General features: G+C 63.3%; 15 protein-coding genes. 11 read left to right on the top strand and 4 right to left on the bottom strand.

Features of this window, described 5'->3' with window-relative positions; genetic code table 11:
* Positions 1 to 105 precede the first annotated feature (105 nt).
* From ACXJ16_RS19915 to ACXJ16_RS19885, 7 genes are all read left to right on the top strand, one after another.
* Complete coding sequence (locus ACXJ16_RS19915) at positions 106 to 834, top strand: response regulator transcription factor (RefSeq protein ID WP_186000143.1); 729 nt, start codon at positions 106 to 108, stop codon at positions 832 to 834.
* On the top strand, positions 831 to 2,237 hold the full coding sequence (locus tag ACXJ16_RS19910; protein ID WP_231636259.1) for an ATP-binding protein: 1,407 nt from the start codon (positions 831 to 833) through the stop codon (positions 2,235 to 2,237). Before ACXJ16_RS19915 ends, ACXJ16_RS19910 begins: the two co-directional genes overlap by 4 nt.
* Before the next feature lie 124 nt (positions 2,238 to 2,361).
* The gene (locus tag ACXJ16_RS19905; protein ID WP_054441940.1) at positions 2,362 to 2,637 is read left to right on the top strand and encodes a hypothetical protein; all 276 of its coding nucleotides are present in this window, start codon (positions 2,362 to 2,364) and stop codon (positions 2,635 to 2,637) included.
* Between the two features lie 2 nt (positions 2,638 to 2,639).
* Positions 2,640 to 3,080 (top strand): periplasmic heavy metal sensor, encoded by a 441-nt coding sequence (locus ACXJ16_RS19900; RefSeq protein ID WP_132468835.1) that lies wholly within the window; start codon positions 2,640 to 2,642, stop codon positions 3,078 to 3,080.
* A 6-nt stretch (positions 3,081 to 3,086) separates the two neighbouring features.
* Positions 3,087 to 3,644 carry an RNA polymerase sigma factor gene (locus ACXJ16_RS19895; RefSeq protein ID WP_054441939.1) on the top strand — a complete coding sequence of 186 codons (558 nt, stop codon included), beginning with the start codon at positions 3,087 to 3,089 and terminating at the stop codon, positions 3,642 to 3,644.
* 15 nt (positions 3,645 to 3,659) lie between these two features.
* Positions 3,660 to 5,441, top strand: a complete 1,782-nt coding sequence (locus ACXJ16_RS19890; RefSeq protein ID WP_292636116.1) for a copper resistance system multicopper oxidase — start codon at positions 3,660 to 3,662, stop codon at positions 5,439 to 5,441.
* Entirely contained in the window at positions 5,441 to 6,412 is a 972-nt protein-coding gene (locus tag ACXJ16_RS19885; protein WP_185999698.1) for a copper resistance protein B, read from the top strand. Before ACXJ16_RS19890 ends, ACXJ16_RS19885 begins: the two co-directional genes overlap by 1 nt.
* 10 nt (positions 6,413 to 6,422) lie before the next feature.
* Here ACXJ16_RS19885 and ACXJ16_RS19880 read toward each other — a convergent pair whose 3' ends face one another.
* On the bottom strand, positions 6,423 to 7,064 hold the full coding sequence (locus tag ACXJ16_RS19880; protein WP_165913202.1) for a DsbA family protein: 642 nt from the start codon (positions 7,062 to 7,064) through the stop codon (positions 6,423 to 6,425).
* Between the two features lie 204 nt (positions 7,065 to 7,268).
* Here ACXJ16_RS19880 and yaaA point away from each other — a divergent pair, with 204 nt between their 5' ends.
* The 4 genes from yaaA (at position 7,269) to ACXJ16_RS19860 (ending at position 13,676) form a co-directional block, all read left to right on the top strand.
* Positions 7,269 to 8,021, top strand: coding sequence for a peroxide stress protein YaaA (gene yaaA / locus ACXJ16_RS19875; protein WP_463923119.1), 753 nt, complete (start codon positions 7,269 to 7,271; stop codon positions 8,019 to 8,021).
* Positions 8,018 to 8,728: an SDR family NAD(P)-dependent oxidoreductase gene (locus ACXJ16_RS19870; protein WP_054441989.1), complete on the top strand. Its 711-nt coding sequence runs from the start codon at positions 8,018 to 8,020 to the stop codon at positions 8,726 to 8,728. Before yaaA ends, ACXJ16_RS19870 begins: the two co-directional genes overlap by 4 nt.
* 184 nt (positions 8,729 to 8,912) lie before the next feature.
* On the top strand, positions 8,913 to 11,300 hold the full coding sequence (locus ACXJ16_RS19865; protein WP_132468916.1) for a membrane-bound PQQ-dependent dehydrogenase, glucose/quinate/shikimate family: 2,388 nt from the start codon (positions 8,913 to 8,915) through the stop codon (positions 11,298 to 11,300).
* Positions 11,301 to 11,408: 108 nt separating this feature from the next.
* The gene (locus ACXJ16_RS19860; RefSeq protein ID WP_463923118.1) at positions 11,409 to 13,676 is read left to right on the top strand and encodes an FdhF/YdeP family oxidoreductase; all 2,268 of its coding nucleotides are present in this window, start codon (positions 11,409 to 11,411) and stop codon (positions 13,674 to 13,676) included.
* A 112-nt stretch (positions 13,677 to 13,788) separates the two neighbouring features.
* On the opposite strand, the gene ACXJ16_RS19855 is transcribed toward ACXJ16_RS19860, so the two are convergent.
* The 3 genes from ACXJ16_RS19855 to ACXJ16_RS19845 are packed head-to-tail and all read right to left on the bottom strand — an operon-like array spanning position 13,789 to position 17,023.
* Positions 13,789 to 14,517 (bottom strand): GntR family transcriptional regulator, encoded by a 729-nt coding sequence (locus ACXJ16_RS19855; RefSeq protein WP_185999696.1) that lies wholly within the window; start codon positions 14,515 to 14,517, stop codon positions 13,789 to 13,791.
* A 6-nt stretch (positions 14,518 to 14,523) separates the two neighbouring features.
* Positions 14,524 to 15,414, bottom strand: coding sequence for an N-acetylmuramic acid 6-phosphate etherase (locus ACXJ16_RS19850; protein WP_463923117.1), 891 nt, complete (start codon positions 15,412 to 15,414; stop codon positions 14,524 to 14,526).
* 46 nt (positions 15,415 to 15,460) lie between these two features.
* Positions 15,461 to 17,023, bottom strand: a complete 1,563-nt coding sequence (locus ACXJ16_RS19845) for a sodium:solute symporter (RefSeq protein WP_185999694.1) — start codon at positions 17,021 to 17,023, stop codon at positions 15,461 to 15,463.
* Positions 17,024 to 17,139: the final 116 nt, after the last annotated feature.

Raw genomic sequence — 17,139 nt, 5'->3', positions numbered from 1 at the left:
GGGGCAAGGATCGACGCGTATCGTCAGGTTGCCGGGCGTAGCCTATTGTTTCATCGTGTATCATCGGGGCAGACTTCGAGGGGCAGCGCGTTTATGACCTCATTCATGATCCCGCAGAGCGATGCGCCGGAGGGGCGCATCATCGTCCTCGAGGACGATCCCGACATTCGCGAACTGATCGCCGCGCAGCTTTCGCGTGAACCGCAGCACGTGGATTCGGTCGGTACGGTCGCGGATCTGCGCGCCATTCTTCAGGGCGATCCGGTCGACCTGCTGATCCTCGATCTCAACCTGCCGGATGGAGACGGCCTCGACATCTGCCGGGACTTGCGCGCTTCCGGGCATCAGGGCGCGATCATGATGGTGACCGCGCGCGAGGGACCTATCGACCGGGTTCTGGGGCTGGAACTGGGCGCCGATGATTATCTGACCAAGCCGTTCGAGCCACGCGAACTGCTGGCACGGGTTCGCAATCTCCTGCGCCGCTCGCGGATATTCGATCACGGCCGGCCGCGCGTTGCCCGTTTCGCCCGGTTTGGTCCATGGCGGCTCGATCTGCACCAGCGCAGACTGGTGACCAATGACGAGCGCCTCGTGATGCTGTCCTCCGCGGAGTACCGCTTGCTCAGCCGTTTCATCGAGGCGCCCAACCAGGTGCTTTCGCGCGAGGAATTGCTGCCGGAACGCAGTGCCACCGTCGCCTTCGATCGCTCGATCGATATCCAGATCAGCCGGTTGCGCCACAAGCTCGCCAGCGAGCCGGGCGGAGACGAACTGATCCTCACCGTCCGCAGCGAAGGCTATGTCCTGCCCGGACCAGTCGAGTTCGAATGACCATGACGGAGCCCGACAGGCCAGGTTTGTTCAAGCGCCTGCGCGACTATCCGCGTTCGCTGGCGGGGCGCCTTACGCTTGTCCTCTCGCTGGGAATGGCCGCTTCGGCCGTTTTGGCCCTGCAGGCCTCGGACAGCCTGCGCCACCGGATGTTCCGCAAGGAGCAGGTCGAAGCCGCCCTGAAAAGCGCAGAGGACATCGCCCACCGCTATGACAGGCAGCCGGAGAAAACCGAGCAGGTGCTTTCGCGCGGACAAGTGCTGGGCGCGCACGGTGCCGGTGCCGAGCTGAAGATGACCTCTTTCGACCCCGCCTTTTCGCGCCGCCTGAGCGAGCGGCTCGGCAGGCCCGCGTTCGTGATGCCGCTGCTGAACGATCAGTGCTTCGCCCAGTTCTCGCGTTTTCCCCATGCTGCCGGCATGAACACCGATCCCTTGCCTGACTGCTGGTTCGTCCGGGTCGAGTCCGGGAAGGGCGCCGAATATCGCTACGTCGTCGATCTCTGGCCCGACCGGAGTTGGGACCGGCACAGCGTGGGGCCGCCCTATCTCGAACTCATCATCGTGGCCGGTGCCCTGCTGGGCCTGCTTGCGGCCAGCCTAGCCACGACGCCGCTGAGGCGGATGGAGCGCGCCGCACGCTCGTTCTCGCTGGTTGGCGATTTCGAGCCGATCCCGGTCAAGGGGCCGAGCGAGGTCCGCGCCGCACTGGAGACCTTCAATCTCGCCCAGGAACGCGTACGCGAAGGGCTGCGCGAACGAACGCAGATACTTGCTTCGGTAACGCACGATCTGCAGACCCCGCTCACCCGTCTGCGCCTGCGCCTTGAACAGGTCGAGGACGAAGCCCTGCGCGACCGGCTCGTGGCGGACCTCGCGATTACGCAGCAGATCGTGCGAAACGGGCTCGATCTGGCCCGCAGCAGCGAAATGCGTGAACCCTGGGCCGTTCTCGATATCGATTCCATCCTCTCCAGCATCGCCGAGGACGCCGGCGAGTTTGGCCACCGCGTGGTCTTCGCGCGCGGCTGCGGGGCGCAGGCCAGGGTCAAGCCGAACGCATTGGCACGCGCACTTGGCAATCTCGTGGACAATGCCCTGAAATATGGCGGCAGCGCCGAACTGAGCTGCCTTTACGCGGGAAACGATCTCCTGATCCGCGTTGCCGATCGCGGTCCCGGGCTGGACGAAGACGAACTGACGCTGGCCTTCCAGCCATTTCGCCGGCTGTCTTCAGGCAAGGGCAGCGGTACGGGTATCGGGCTGGCCATCGCGCAGGCGCAGGTCGGAACCTTCGGTGCAACCCTTGCCTTGCGCAATCGCGACGGGGGAGGGCTCGTGGCCGAGATCGAAATCCCCGGCATCGCCAATCCTCCCGATAGCCCAGGGCGGCCGGGAACCTGATTGCTGCATTTCGGCCGAGGGCCTTGCCGAATTTTCTGATAGGGCTTTGAGGGATACGGGCTTGCGTTGCGTATGCGGCGGGAGAGCGTTTGCTGGGCAAGCGGTTGAAGGTGGGACTGGGCCGATGAACGAACTGGACGAAATGCTGTCGATGCTTCGCGGTGAAGCCTTACCTGAGGGTCTCGGTTCGCTTGATGCCGCCGTGCTTTCAGGCCTTGCTGCGGGGCGCGAGCGCATGGCGGGACGTCGCGGGCTGGTATTGGCGGGCTGCATCGCCGGCTTCGTCGGCTTGTGGGGAGGTCTCGCGCTGCCCACCTCCGCAACGGCGCAAGGCACTTCCCCAAGCGAACCCTTGCTGGCCATTCCTGCAGCGGCGCCTTCTCATCTGCTGGCGCTCTGATCATGGCGAACGCCCATCGTTATATCCTCGTCGCGCTTGTCTCGTTCCTTGTGGCTCTCGGTGCGCTGTGGTTCGGACAGAAGCTGCGCGGGGATGCCCCGGAAGAGAGCCGTATCCACGTATTGCTTCACGGAGAACTCGATCTCGACGCCGGCCAGAAGCGCCGGATCGATGCGCTTGAGCAAGGTTTCGCCGAGCGCCGGGGCCAGTTGGAAGGGGAACTGCAAGCCGCGAACGCCGATCTTGCACGGGCCATCGCTCACGAACACACTTATGGCCCCGACGTCGAGAAAGCGGTGGATCGATCGCATGTGGCGATGGGCGAACTGCAGAAGGCGACGTTGCAGCACGTCTTCGCCATGCGAGCCGTGTTGCGACCGGACCAGACAGCACGCTTCGACAAGGCCGTGGGCCAGGCGCTGACCACCTCCCGGCAGGACTGAATCCGGGTGGCCGGATCGGAGTTGAGCGAGGCCGAAGCGGTCCGGGCCGCGCTCGCCGGGCGACAGGCAGGCTATTCCGCTCTCATGGGCTTCCACCGGGAGGCGGTATTTCGTTTCGCAAGAGCGCATGTCGGCAACGAAGCAGATGCGCTCGACATAACGCAGGAGGCCTTCGTCGCTGCCTTTCTGGCGCTGAGGCGCTATGATCCGGCACGGCCTTTTCGGGCGTGGATTCTGCGGATAGCGCTCAACAAGTGTCACGACTGGGCGCGTCGCCGCAAGGTCCGGCGCTTCTTCTCCTTCGCGCTGCCGATCGAGGAAGCGGCCGGCGTTGCCGATGGCGGGCTCGATCCCGAACAGGGATTGGCCTCGCGCCGACAGGTCGCGCATATCCATGCGGAAATCGCGGCGTTGCCCGATGCGCTGAAGGAACCGCTGCTGCTTTGCGCGCTGGAGGGGCTATCGCAGGATGAAGCCGCATCGATCCTGGGGATCAGCCGCAAGGCGGTGGAAACACGAATTTATCGCGCTCGGCAAAAATTGTCGCATCTCTCCGAGGGGTAGCAGCCCAGACGGCGTATGAAGAGCATGACGCCGCGCGATACTCACCATAGTCACCTGCTCGAACGCAGACGTTTCCTCTCGCTGGGCGGTGCATTCGCCGGGAGCCTTGGCATGGCGGGGCTGTTCCCGGCTTGGGCAAGAAGCGGGACGGCGGGCATTGTCCATGCGAGTAACCAGCCAGGTGTGCTGTCAGGCGATACCATCGCGCTTCAGATCGGCGAGAGCCATTTTGCGACCGGCGGGCGCTCGGGTCATGCGGTGACCGTGAACGGCACACTGCCCGCGCCGCTGCTGCGCCTGCGTGAGGGCGAGACGGTGCGCATCGCCGTCACCAACCACCTGAAGGAGCAGACCTCGATCCATTGGCACGGGCTGCTGGTGCCCTTCCACATGGACGGTGTGCCGGGCGTCAGCTTCCCCGGCATCGATCCGGGCGAAACGTTCGTCTACGAGTTCCCGCTCACCCATTCGGGCACGTTCTGGTACCACTCGCACTCCGGCATGCAGGAGGCGGAAGGGCTGTTCGGCCCGATCGTGATCGACCCCGCCGGCCCCGATACGATCGCTTGCGACCGTGAGCATGTGCTGGTTCTATCGGACTGGAGTCCGATCCATCCGCACGAACAGATGCGCCGCCTGAAGATGATGGGCGGCTACTTCAACCGGCAGCGCCAGACGCTTGCGGGGCTGCTGGCAGGCAAGGACCAGTCGCTGGCCGACCGCCTCGCTTGGGGGAAGATGCGCATGGATGCGACCGATATCTCGGACGTGACCGGATCGACCTACAGCTTCCTCGTCAACGGCCACGGCAATGCCGAGAACTGGACCGGGCTTTTCGCACCGGGCGAGAAAGTACGCCTGCGCGTCATCAACGCCTCGTCGATGACCAACTTCAACTTCCGCATCCCCGGCCTGCCGCTGACCGTGGTGGCAGCGGATGGCAATCCTGTGCAACCGGTCGAGACGGACGAAGTGCAGATCGCGATTGCCGAGACTTACGACTTCATCGTCGAACCCGGCACCGCGGAAAGCTACGGCGTGATCGCCGAGGCCATCGACCGCTCCGGGCTCGTGCGCGCGACACTGGCACAGCGGCCGGGTCTCGTCGGCGAAACGCCGAAGCTACGTGAGCGTCCGGTCCTCACCATGCGCGACATGGGCATGGACATGAGCGGCATGGATATGGGCGAGGGCGGCGAGATCGATCTCAGCAAGCCCGCCATCAGTTCGATGAGCGGCCATTCGATGTCGATGCGCGATCCTTCGGTCGCCGCCGGCGTGAAGATGGGGCCGGGAGTTGCCACGCTCTCGCCGATGCCCGCGGACCGACTTGCCGACCGGCCGACCGGGCTGGAAAGCGTCGATCACCGCGTGCTGACGTACGCCGATCTGCGCTCGCGCGACCCCAATCCCGATCCGCGCGTGCCGAGCCGCCAGATCGACGTGCACCTGACTGCTGCGATGGAGCGGTACATGTGGTCTATGGACGGCGAGGCGATGTCGGAAAACCCGGCACCGATACCGTTCCGTCTGGGCGAGCGCGTGCGCGTCAATCTCATCAACGACACGATGATGCCGCACCCGATCCACATCCACGGCCACTTCTTCGAACTTGTCAGCGGCGAGCCGGGGAACCGCGCGCGCAAGCACACCGTCAACGTGCTGCCGGGCGGCAAGGTCTCGTTCGATCTCACTGCCGATGCAGAGGGTGACTGGGCGTTCCACTGTCACATGCTTCTGCACATGCACGCCGGGATGATGCGCGTGGTGACGGTGCGCCGGGAGGGAGAAGCCTGATGGCAAGACTCTTCCCGATCCTTACCTCGCTCCTGCTGGCCGGTTTTCCGCTTGCAGCACACGCGCAGGAGAGTGAGGCTGCATCCTCACGGGCCGATGAACATGCCGGGATGGACCATGCCAGCATGAACCATTCGCAGATGGACATGTCCGGCATGAACATGAGCGAAGCGGACATGAAAGGCATGGATCACTCCGCCCACGTCATGCCCGCAAGCACCGTCTCCGATGAGCCGGGCGATGCTCCGCCCCCCCCGGTGCCGACCGATTTTCCCGCCGACCGCTTCTTCGCGCCTGACCGCATGGCCGCCTCGCGCGCGGCAATGGTGAAGGAGATGAGGTTCAACACCTTCGCCCTTCAGGTTGATCAACTGGAATTCCGCACCGGCAAGGGCGGCGACGGTTTCGGCTGGGAAGGGCAGGCGTGGTACGGCGGTGATATAGACCGGATCGTGCTGGCCAGCGAGGGTGAGGGCACATTCGGTCAGCGTGCCGAGCGAATTGAGCTTAACGCCTACTGGCGCCACGCGCTGGACCCTTGGTTCAACCTGCAACTCGGTACGCGGCAGGACTTCCGACCCGATCCGCAGCGAACCTACGCGCTGGTTGGCATCGAAGGACTGGCGCCTTACTGGTTCGAGTTGCAAGGTCAGTTGCTCGTCTCGAACAAGGGCGACATTCATGCACGCGGCAAGGCGGGTTACACCCAGCGCATCACGCAGTCACTGGTCGTCGAGCCTGAAGCCGAGATAGATTTCGCGTTTCAGGACGTGCCCGCCCTGAGTGTTGGCGCAGGCTTCGAGCGTCTCGAACTGGGTGCTCGGCTTCGCTACGAACGCAACCGCTCGCTAGCGCCTTACGTTGGCGTCAACTGGGAGCGTAAACTCGGCGGAACGGCAGACCTCGCACGGGCTGCTGGTGAGGATGTTTCCGGTGTTTCAGCGGTATTCGGCGTGCGCGCGATGTTCTGATTTACGCATTTCACGGCTTCCCGCTTCGAGATTTCTGCACGACCCTTTGCAAAGTCGCGAAATCGATGGCGCCGGGAATGAGGTAGTCGCCTATAACCAGCGAAGGCGTTCCTGAGAGACCAAGGGTCTCCGCCAGCCGTCCGGTCCTCTGTAAGGCCGCATCGATGTCATTGCCGTGGAGCTTGAGGTCGGTCTGCAACCGGGGCCAGTCGACACCGGCGCGCGCCGCTGCCTGGCGAATGGTTGTTGCATCGAGCTTGACCGGGCCAGCCATCAGGGCGTCATTGAAGGCAGCGTGCTTGCCCTGATAGCGCGTTGCCATGGCAACGCGAGCGGCCTCGCGCGATAGGCCTCCGAAGATTGGCCAGTCCCTGTAGACGACACGCAGCTTTCGGTCTGAGGCGAGGAGCCGGTTCAGGTCTGCGTGAAACTTGCGGCAGTATGGGCACTGGTAGTCCGAGAAGACGACCACGGTGACATCGTAACCTTGCGGAGCCAGGATTGGGACGCCCGGATCGTTTGCCAGGGCCTCCTTCATGCGGGCGCGCTCCTGAGGAGAGGCGATGGTCTCGGCCCTTGCGTCAAGGGAGCCCTGTCCGCAACCCAGGAATGCGGCGAGCGCAATGGCCAACCCGGAGATGGCCGGTCCCATGCCCAATTTCATATCGTGAATTCCATTCAAAGCTCTTGCGGCGGCGCTGCGCCAGATTGGACGGGACCGCAAGCCCCTATGTAACTGGACATTCCCGCAAACGGATGATGCGCAGACTTGCGCCTTCGGCCGATCTCCGGCCGACGCGGAAAGAATGAACGTCGAGGTTTGACGCATCATCCGGGCCTAGCTACCGCGTGAGACATGATCGTTCTGCTTTCTCCCGCCAAGACCCTCGACTTCGAACGGACGTTGCCCGCGATTGCCGCCACGACGCCGCATTTCACCGAGGAAGCGCATAATCTCGCCAAATCGGCGGCCAACCTCTCGCAGAAGCGTTTGGCGGAGCTGATGCGGATCTCGCCGCGCCTCGCAAAGCTCAATGCGGACCGGTTCCGCGACTTTGCCGAACTGCCCGAGCGACAGGCGCTTTATGCCTTTGCCGGCGATGTCTACACGGGGTTCGAGGTGGACACGCTGGACGAGTCGGGTGTGGACTTTGCACAGGACCATGTGCGAATTCTGTCCGGCCTTTACGGGCTTCTCCGGCCATTGGATGCGATCCGTCCCTATCGCCTGGAAATGGGTACGCGCTGGGCGCCCCGGCACAAGAAGTTGACCGACTGGTGGGGTGACCGCATCGCAGCGCTGTTGCGCCAGCAGGTCGCGGACGAGGGGTCTGGCGTAGTGCTCAATCTGGCCAGCCAGGAGTATTTTGCCGCCGTCGAGAACAAGCTGAAGGGCTTGCGCGTCATTCACGTCGACTTCCGCGAGCCAGGCCCGGACGGCCCCCGTTTCGTGAGCTTCAATGCGAAAAAGGCCCGCGGCATGATGGCGCGGTGGATGTGCGAGCATCACATCGTCGATGCAGATGCGATGCGCGGGTTTGACAGCGACGGATATCGGTTCGCCCCGGACGAAAGTGACGCCGACAATTGGCGCTTCATCCGGTCATGACCGGAAGAGGCGAAGCGTCCGCCGTCGTCGTCGGGGCATCGGGCGGCATCGGTGCCGCTTTCGAAGCTGCGCTGATCGAGGAGGGGGCTTTCAGGGTCGTTCACGGCTTCGCTCGGTCCCGTGGAGGATCGCAGCACCTCGATCTTCTTGACGAGGCAAGCATTGCGGAAGCGGCCGGACACATTGCCAAGGGGCCAGCGCCGACCTTGATAATCGTAGCGACTGGCTTGCTGCACAGGGAGGGTCTCGCCCCGGAAAAGGCGTTGGCGGATCTCGATCCTGCATGGCTTGCAGAAATCCATGCCGTGAACGCCATCGGTCCCGCGCTTATCGCGAAACACTTCCTGCCGCTCATGCCGAAAGGCGGACGAGGGGTATTTGCGGCACTTTCGGCGCGGGTCGGTTCGATAGGGGACAATCGTCTTGGCGGATGGCATGGCTATCGCGCGTCGAAGGCGGCGCTCAACATGCTGGTGCGCAATCTTGCCATCGAGGAACGTCGCCGCAATCCCGGCGCGATCGTTGTTGCCTTGCATCCCGGCACCGTAGACACTGCTCTGTCCCGGCCATTCCAGGGCAATGTGCCGCCCGGGCGGCTGTTCGACCCAGAGCGTGCCGCTCTGCAATTGCTTGACGTCATCGAAGAGCTGAAAGTGCCCGATAGCGGCAAACTGCTCGACTACGAAGCGAACGAGATTCCATTCTAGCCGATACTTCCAGCCGCTTTTCCTGCCAGCCGCTTTTCCTGAGCGCGTCTGTGGCTGGCCGGCGTCAGCGCCGCTGACGTCGCAAATCAGCGATAGCGTCAGGACTACACGAAGTTTTCTGGAACATTACGCCTCTCCTGTCATTCCATGATCGCAGCCGTAAAATGTTTCCGGAGTGTGAATGATGCTGTCTCGAAATGCGCAGCACCGGCCATCGCCGGCGCCAATCGTCCTGGGCAGCATCATTGCAGCGATCGGAGCGATACTGACGATAGGCGGGGTCTGGCTCGCAGGGCTGGGCGGCTCGGCCTACTATATTCTTGCCGGGATCGGCCTGCTCGGTTCGGGAGCGCTGCTTCTGCGCAGGAACATCCTCGGCGGCTGGCTTTACTGCATAATCTTCGTGTTGACGGTTATCTGGGCCCTGGGCGAAGTTGGCACAAACAACTGGGCGCTGGTGCCTCGGGTGGTCGCACCGCTTGTCCTGCTGGTGGCTTGCTTCCTGGTCATGCCAACGCTTTCGGTTCATCCGGCACGCTGGAAATTCGGCCTTGGCGCAGCCGTTGCCGGCATAGCCCTGGCCGGGGTGACCGCGACGATCTTCGCCCGCATGGCCGATCGTGGCCCTCAATCGGCTCTGCCAGATCTGCGTTTCGAGATGAGCGATCCTTCGCTGGCCTCCGCGGGAGACGATTGGCCTGCCTATGGCGGCAGCGAGGCGGCTCGCCGCTTCTCTCCGCTGGGCCAGATCACGGCAGCCAATGTCGGCAAACTCAAGCGAGCCTGGCTCATCCATACCGGCGATACACCGTCGTCCGCAAAGATCGCCAAGACTTACGGCGGCGAGAATACGCCGCTGAAGGTCGGCGACATGCTCTATGTCTGCACGCCTAAGAACATGGTTCTCGCGCTGGATCCAGCCACGGGCAGGCAGCGTTGGAAGTTCGACCCCAAGGTTGCGGACGATGCCATTCCCTACACGGCGGCCTGCCGCGGCGTCAGCTACTTTGCGGTTCCGAATGCGCCGGCCGATCAGCCCTGCGCCCGGCGGATCATCTACGGAACGCTCGATGCCCGCCTCTTTGCGCTTGATGCGCGTACGGGCGCGCGCTGTACGGGCTTCGGCACGAACGGGGAGGTGGATACCAAGATCGGGATGGGCGACACTCCTCCGGGGTATGTTTCCATCAACTCTCCGCCGACCATCGTTCGCGGTGTCGTCGTAACCGGCCATCAGGTGTTGGACGGGCAGGATCGCTGGGCACCTTCCGGTGTGATCCGAGGCTTCGACGCGATCACCGGCAAGCTGCGCTGGGCCTGGGACATGATGCACCCGGACTGGAACGGTTACCCCCCGCAAGGACAGACCTGGGCCCGAGGCACGCCGAACATGTGGACTATCGCAAGCGGCGACGAGCAACTCGGTCTCGTCTACCTGCCGATGGGCAACGCGGCGGCCGACTATTACTCCAGTTTGCGTCGTCCGCCGGAAAGGGACTTTGCCACTTCACTGGTCGCGCTCGACGTGGCAACCGGCAAGCCCAGGTGGAAATTCCAGGCGGTAAGGGATGACGTCTGGGACTACGACTTCGGCGCACAGGCGACGCTGGTGGACTTCAAGGGAACGCCGGCGCTGGTGTTGCCATCGAAGCAGGGCGATATCTACGTGCTGGACCGGCGCACCGGCCAGCCGCTAACACCTGTCGGCACCATCAAGGCGCCGGGAGGTGGGGTCGAGCCGGCGCAGCGGGCACCGGTCCAGCGGGTGTCCCTGTGGCATACCTTGCGCAAGCCGGATCTGACCGAGCGGGACATGTGGGGCATGTCGCCGATCGACCAGATGATCTGCCGTATCCAGTTCCGCAAAGCGAGCTACAAGGGCTTCTTCACCCCGCCGGAAAGCGATCGCCGCTCGATCGAGTATCCCGGCTATAACGGGGGTACCGACTGGGGCGGCATTGCGGTTGATCCGCGCCGGGGTGTGATCATCGCCAATTACAACGACATGCCCAATTACGTGCGCCTCGTTCCTCGCGCGGAGGCGAACAGGAAGGGCTGGGCGCCGCGCGATCAGGCACGAGGCGAGATCGGCGGTGCCGAAGGCGCGGGCGATCCGCAAGCCCACACGCCTTACGCGATTGACGTCAATGCCGGCTGGCGCCTGCCGCTCACCGGCATGCTCTGCAAGCAGCCTCCCTATGGCGGTATCCGCGCCATCGACATGGCGACCGGGCGTACGATCTGGGATCGTCCTCTGGGTGAAGCACGCACCAACGGGCCTTTCGGCATCCCTTCGATGCTTCCATTGACGATCGGGACGCCGAACAACGGCGGCGCTGTCGTAACGGCGGGCGGAGTGATCTTCATTGCGGCCGCGACGGACAACCTGATCCGCGCAATCGACCTGAGGACCGGCAAGGTCCTATGGAAGGACGTGCTGCCTGCCGGCGGCCAGGCCACGCCGATGACTTACATGATGAACGGCAAGCAATACCTGGTGATCGCTCCGGGCGGTCATCACTTCATGGAGACGCCGATCGGCGACGAGGTCATCGCTTATGCATTGCCCTGATGCGGTTGTTGATGACCACGCTCGGTCGAATTCGCTGGAAAATGCGTTTCGTAAGTAAGATGACATTACCGAGGCGATGTCCAAAAATGGCTCCGGGGAAACTTGCCGATGACCGACACCCAGAACGAACGCGGTTCCCTGAAGGGCATCAGTGACTACAAGGGACCGGCAGGGGGCTGGGGGGCTCTGGCGGCCGTTGCCCGGACGGTTCGCGAACAGATGAAGGCAAGCCCGGATACGCGGGCTTTGCTCCAGATGAACCAGCCTGACGGGTTCGACTGTCCGGGATGCGCCTGGCCCGATCCTAAGCATACATCCTCCTTCGAGTTCTGCGAAAACGGCGCCAAGGCGGTAACCTGGGAAGCGACCGTCAAACGCGTAGACCCGGAGTTCTTCGCGCTCCATTCCGCCAGCGAGCTTTGGGAGTGGAGCGACCATCAGCTTGAGGACGCAGGCCGCCTGACGGAGCCGCTTCGCTATGATCCTGAAACCGATCACTTCGTCCCGATCGGTTGGGATGAGGCCTTCATACGGGCAGGGGCTGCCTTGCAGGCGCTCGACCATCCCGATCAGGCGGAGTTCTATTGCTCTGGCCGGGCCTCGAACGAGGCGGCCTTCCTCTACCAGCTTTTCGCTCGTGAGTTCGGGACCAACAACTTCCCCGACTGTTCGAACATGTGCCACGAAGCCACCAGCACCGGTCTTCCGAAGTCCATCGGCATCGGCAAGGGCACAGTGACGCTGGAGGATTTCGACCACGCCGATGCGATATTCTGCATCGGTCACAATCCCGGCACGAACCATCCCCGGATGCTCTCGACGCTGGCGGCTGCCTCCAAGCGCGGCGCGCAGATCATCGTCGCCAATCCCATGCGCGAACGCGGACTTGAAAGGTTCAAGTCTCCTCAGCACCCGACCGAAATGCTGTCTACGCACGCCACGCCGCTGGCCTCGGCCTATCATCAGGTGCGTATCGGCGGCGACATGGCCATGTTGAAAGGGATGATGAAGGCCCTGTTCGCGATGGAAGAGGCCACGCCGGGAATACTCGATCAGGCCTTCATCTCGGAACATACCGAAGGCGTCGAAGCGCTGCGGGCCGATATCGAGGCAACCTCATGGACGTGGATCGAAGCGGAATCCCGTTTGGCGCGGGACGCCATAGAAAGCATGGCGCAAGTCTATGCGGCAGCAGAGCGTGTCATCGTCTGCTACGGCATGGGGATCACCCAGCATCGCCATGGCACCCAGAACGTGCAGGCGATCGCCAATCTGCTGCTGCTCCGCGGCAATTTCGGCAAGGCTGGTGCCGGGATCTGTCCCCTGCGCGGACACAGCAACGTTCAGGGCGACAGAACCGTCGGCATCACCGAAATTCCCGCAGAGGACATGCTGAAACGGCTTGATGCCACGTTCGGCATCAAGTCTCCGCGCAAACATGGCCACAACGCGGTGGAAGCCCTGGCGGCGATGCGCGATGGGCATTCCAAAGCGCTGATCGCGCTGGGCGGCAATCTCGCGGTCGCGATGCCGGACCCTGAGGCCTGCTTTGCCGCGGTCCGCAATCTTGACCTCTCGGTGAACATTCTCACCAAGTTCAATCGCACCTGCCTGCTCACGGCTAGGGAAACCCTTGTTCTGCCGTGTCTTGGACGCACCGAATTGGACATGCAGGACGCGGGACCGCAGTGGGTCACAGTGGAGGACAGCATGTCGATGGTTCACGCCTCTCACGGTAAACTCAAGGCACCGGGGCCGATGGTCCGGTCCGAACCCGCGATCGTGGCGGGTCTTGCCAGGGCCGCGATGCCGCAGAGCAGGGTGCCCTGGGACGAACTGGTCGCCGATTACGATCTCATCCGCGACGGGATCGAAGCCGTCTACCCGGACTTCCGCGACTTCAACGTGCGTGTTCGCACGCCCGGCGGATTTCGGCTGACGATCGGACCGAGCGAGCGTGTCTGGCATACCCCAAGCGGGAAGGCGCAGTTCATCACGCATCCTCATGTCGAGGATGCGGCAAGCAAGCCGCTGCTGCTTACGACCATTCGCAGCCACGACCAGTACAACACGACGATCTACAGCCTTGACGATCGCTATCGCGGCGTAACCGGGCGTCGGGACATCATCTTCGCCAACGAGGTCGATCTGGCTATGCTGGGGTTGGCTCACGGTGATGCCGTGGACGTGGCGGCGACCGGCGGCAGAACGTTGGAGGGATTTACCGTGGTGAAGCACGCCATCGCACGAGGATCGCTGGCAGCTTATTATCCGGAGGCCAACTGCCTCGTTCCGCTTGACGATTATGACCCGGCGAGTGGAACGCCTGCCTACAAATCGATTCCTGTGACGATCCGGGCAGCGAGCTCAGCCTAATTCGGCGGCTAAAGGGCTCGATCACGACCCTTCACGCAGAACCCATACCAAGATCGATAATGTACATTATGTTAAACCATGCACCGCTGTGCGCGGTGTCACGGGCCCTGACCTAGATTTCCTTGAGATCCGTGACGAACTCGTAGCGATCCCCGCGATAGACCGAGCGCGTGAATTCCACGATCTGCCCATTCGGAATTCGCGTGGTTCGCTCAATCCGAAGCACTTCGGAATTCTGCTGAACACACAGGATGCCGGCCTCCGTCTGTGTGGCTAGCGAAGCGCGCACACGCTGGGTGCCGGATGTGGGACGAAAACCGTGCGCTTCCAACGCCTGATAGAGGGAATCTCCCAGGCTATCGAGGTCCGGCATGAACTCCGCAGGTATCACGGCATGTTCGATCGCCAGTGGTTCGCCGCCGGCAAGGCGCACGCGGCCGAGACGGGCGACACGCGCCGTGGCGGGGACTTCGAGAGCCGCAGCCTCTTCCTCGGTGGGCTGCGCGTAGGACTTGTAGATCCAGACGACACCGGGGTTCTCGCCACGTGAGCGGGTGTCGTCGCTGAAACTGCTCAACCGCGAGCCCGCCGTTTCGATCCGCCGGGCAACGAACGTGCCGGACCCCTGCTTGCGGACCAGTACGCCTTCATCGATCAGCTGTTCGATGCCCTTGCGCACGGTAACGCGCGAAAGGCCGGCCATTTCGCTGAGATCGCGCTCAGAAGGCAGTGCGCTGCCCGGATCGATCCCGCCGCTGCTGATATGCTCGCGCAGGCTGCGGGCGAGTTGCAGATAGAGCGGCGTCCCTTCCTCGCTTCGCGTCCAGGCAATGTCACGCATCTTCGGTCAATCTCGCTTTTCCAGCACCTGCATGACTTCGCGCAGACTGCCCTTGTGTGCATCGAGCAGTTCCTGCCCTTCTTCGGCCGAAACACCGAGCGCGACAATGACGCCGAGCCGGATTTCGTTGTCTGCCGCTTCGAGAGCGCGTGCCGCAACGTCGGCATCGACCCCGGCGATATCCTGAACCATGCCCCTGCCCCGTTGCAAGAGCTTCTCATTCGATATGCGCATGGCGACCATGCGGCCCTGATAGACGAGGCCCAGGCGGATCATGATCGCGGTGGAGAGCAGGTTGAGTATCGCTTTCTGCGCCGTTCCCGCCTTCATGCGCGTCGAACCGGCGACGATCTCGCTCCCGGTCACCGCCAGAATGGCGTGCTCGGCCTTCTCCAGCAGGACCGAACCGGGATTGTTGGCAATCCCGATGGTCAACGCGCCCACTGCCCGTGCCTGCTCGATCGCGGCAACGGTATAGGGCGTGCGGCCGCTGGCGGCGACGCCGATCACGATGTCGGAAGGCCCGATCCCGCAATTGCCGATATCGGCGCGTCCGGCCTCCACATCGTCCTCGGCTCCTTCATAGGCTTCCGTAAGCGCGCTGGTGCCCCCGGCCATGAGGAACACCATGCGGCTCATGGGCCAGCCATATGTCGGGAAGAGTTCCGTACCGTCCTGCACCGCAAGGCGGCCAGAGGTGCCGGCGCCGACGAAGACGAGGCGGCCGGTTTCGCCAAGGCGCCCGGCTGCTGCTTCCGCGGCGCGGGCGATGGCGACGGTCTGCGACTGGATCGCCGCTATGGCCGCCATCTGGCCTTCGAGCATGGCTTCCACCGCCAGTTCGGTCGGCCAGAGGTCGAGATCGACGTAACGGGGGTCGAGCGCTTCAGTTTTCATGTTGTCCTTTGTCCCTGTCCGGTGACGTTTATCTGGCCGGGGATCATTATTCGGCCGGGGCCATGTGCTTGCCCGAACCTGCAGGAGCGGCGCAGACGAGGAAGGCCACGACCGTGCCGATGCAGAGCTGGAACGGGAACGACAGCCCATTGAGGATCGGCGGAAGGCCGATGGCGTGCGCGATACCGGGCTGAAGCAGCAGAATGGTGACAAAGCCGACAAGCAGTGCCGCGATGACCGAGCCCGTGGTGCCCCGCCCCGTAAACAGCGCGGTAAAATAGACACCCAGCAGGCCGGCATATGTAAATACCATGACTTGCAGCGCGAACTCCAGCAGTCCCATGTCGCTGTAACGCTGCCAGTAGAACGAAACCACCGCCATCACGAACATGGCAAAGCCGATCACGCCCATGCCGGCGCGTCCGGCCGAAACGAAATGGCGTTCCGGCGCCGGGCCGCGTTTTTCGCGCCAGGGACGATAGAAGTCCTGCACCAGCACCGATGACATCGCGTTGAGCGCCGAATTGGTGGTCGCCACTGCGGCAGCGCAGATGCCCACGGTTACGAGACCGCGCAGGCCGCCGGGAAGCTGGGTCAGGATGTAGTGCATGAAGATGCTGATCTTCTCGCCGCCGAACTCGTTTCCTGCCGCCGCCGTGGCGCCGCCCATCAGGTCTGGCCGGTCATAGAAGACATAAAGCAGGAGGCCGATGACGATGAACATGCCCACCACCGGAATGGTGGCCAGAACCGAAAGGTAGAGGCTGCGCGCGCCGGTCTTGGCGTCCTTGCACGAAAGCAGGCGCTGGGTCGTGTCCTGATCCATGCCCGCATTGGCGATATAGAGCAGCGACAGACCGGTGATGATCGCGAGCATCGAGAACGGGCGTGAAAGGTCGAGCGAAAAATCGAAGAACTTGAGCTTGTTGACACCCTCGGGGGTATTGGCGAGGCCCTGGATGATATCGCCGGTGGTGGCCGGGATCGACATGCGCAGGAACACCAGGACGGCTATGGCCGAACCGAGGTAGACGACGAACTGGATAAGATCGTTCCATAGGACCGACTTGAGGCCGCCCACGAACGTGAACAGCACGCTCGCGACGACGAGAACGGCTGCCGCGATCATGATGCCTTGCGCATCGACGCCGCCGGTGATGACCATGGCCAGGGCGATCGCGGCTAGATAAACGCGCGCACCGCCCGCGAATACACGGCCGACGAGGAACATGCCCCCTGCCCAGCGGGTCGCCTTCTCGCTGAAGCGCAATGTCAGCATTTCGTAGGCCGTGGTCGCCTTGATGGCGTAGAAGCGCGGGATCATGACATGGGCGACGAAGATCGCGCCGATCAGTCCGCCGATATTGCCGCTGAGATAGGTCAGGTCGCCGTGATAGCCGTAATCCGGGCCACCGAGAAATGTCGCTGCCGACTGGGTCGCCGACAGTACCGAAATCGCCGCGAGCCAGGCCGGAACGCTGCCGCCCGCGAGAAAGTATTCATGCGCGGATTCGGTCTTGCGCGGCGTGAAGATCCAGCCCCCCGCAACCAGCAGCAGCAGGTAGGCGGCTATCACCAGCCAGTCTGCCATCGAGAAAGGGAGCGTCATCGAATTCATCTCCGAACCCGGCCCTGAACGGGATTCCCGTTATCAGAGCCTTGCAAAAAAGCGGGCGCCCGGCCGGAGGAGGAGGTTGACCGGGCGCCGCGCAGGGTGGGTTTTCC

The organism is Novosphingobium sp. TK71 (genome assembly GCF_055361505.1).
The sequence above is the reverse complement of the archived record's forward strand: the minus strand, read 5'-3'. Positions and strand labels throughout refer to the sequence as shown.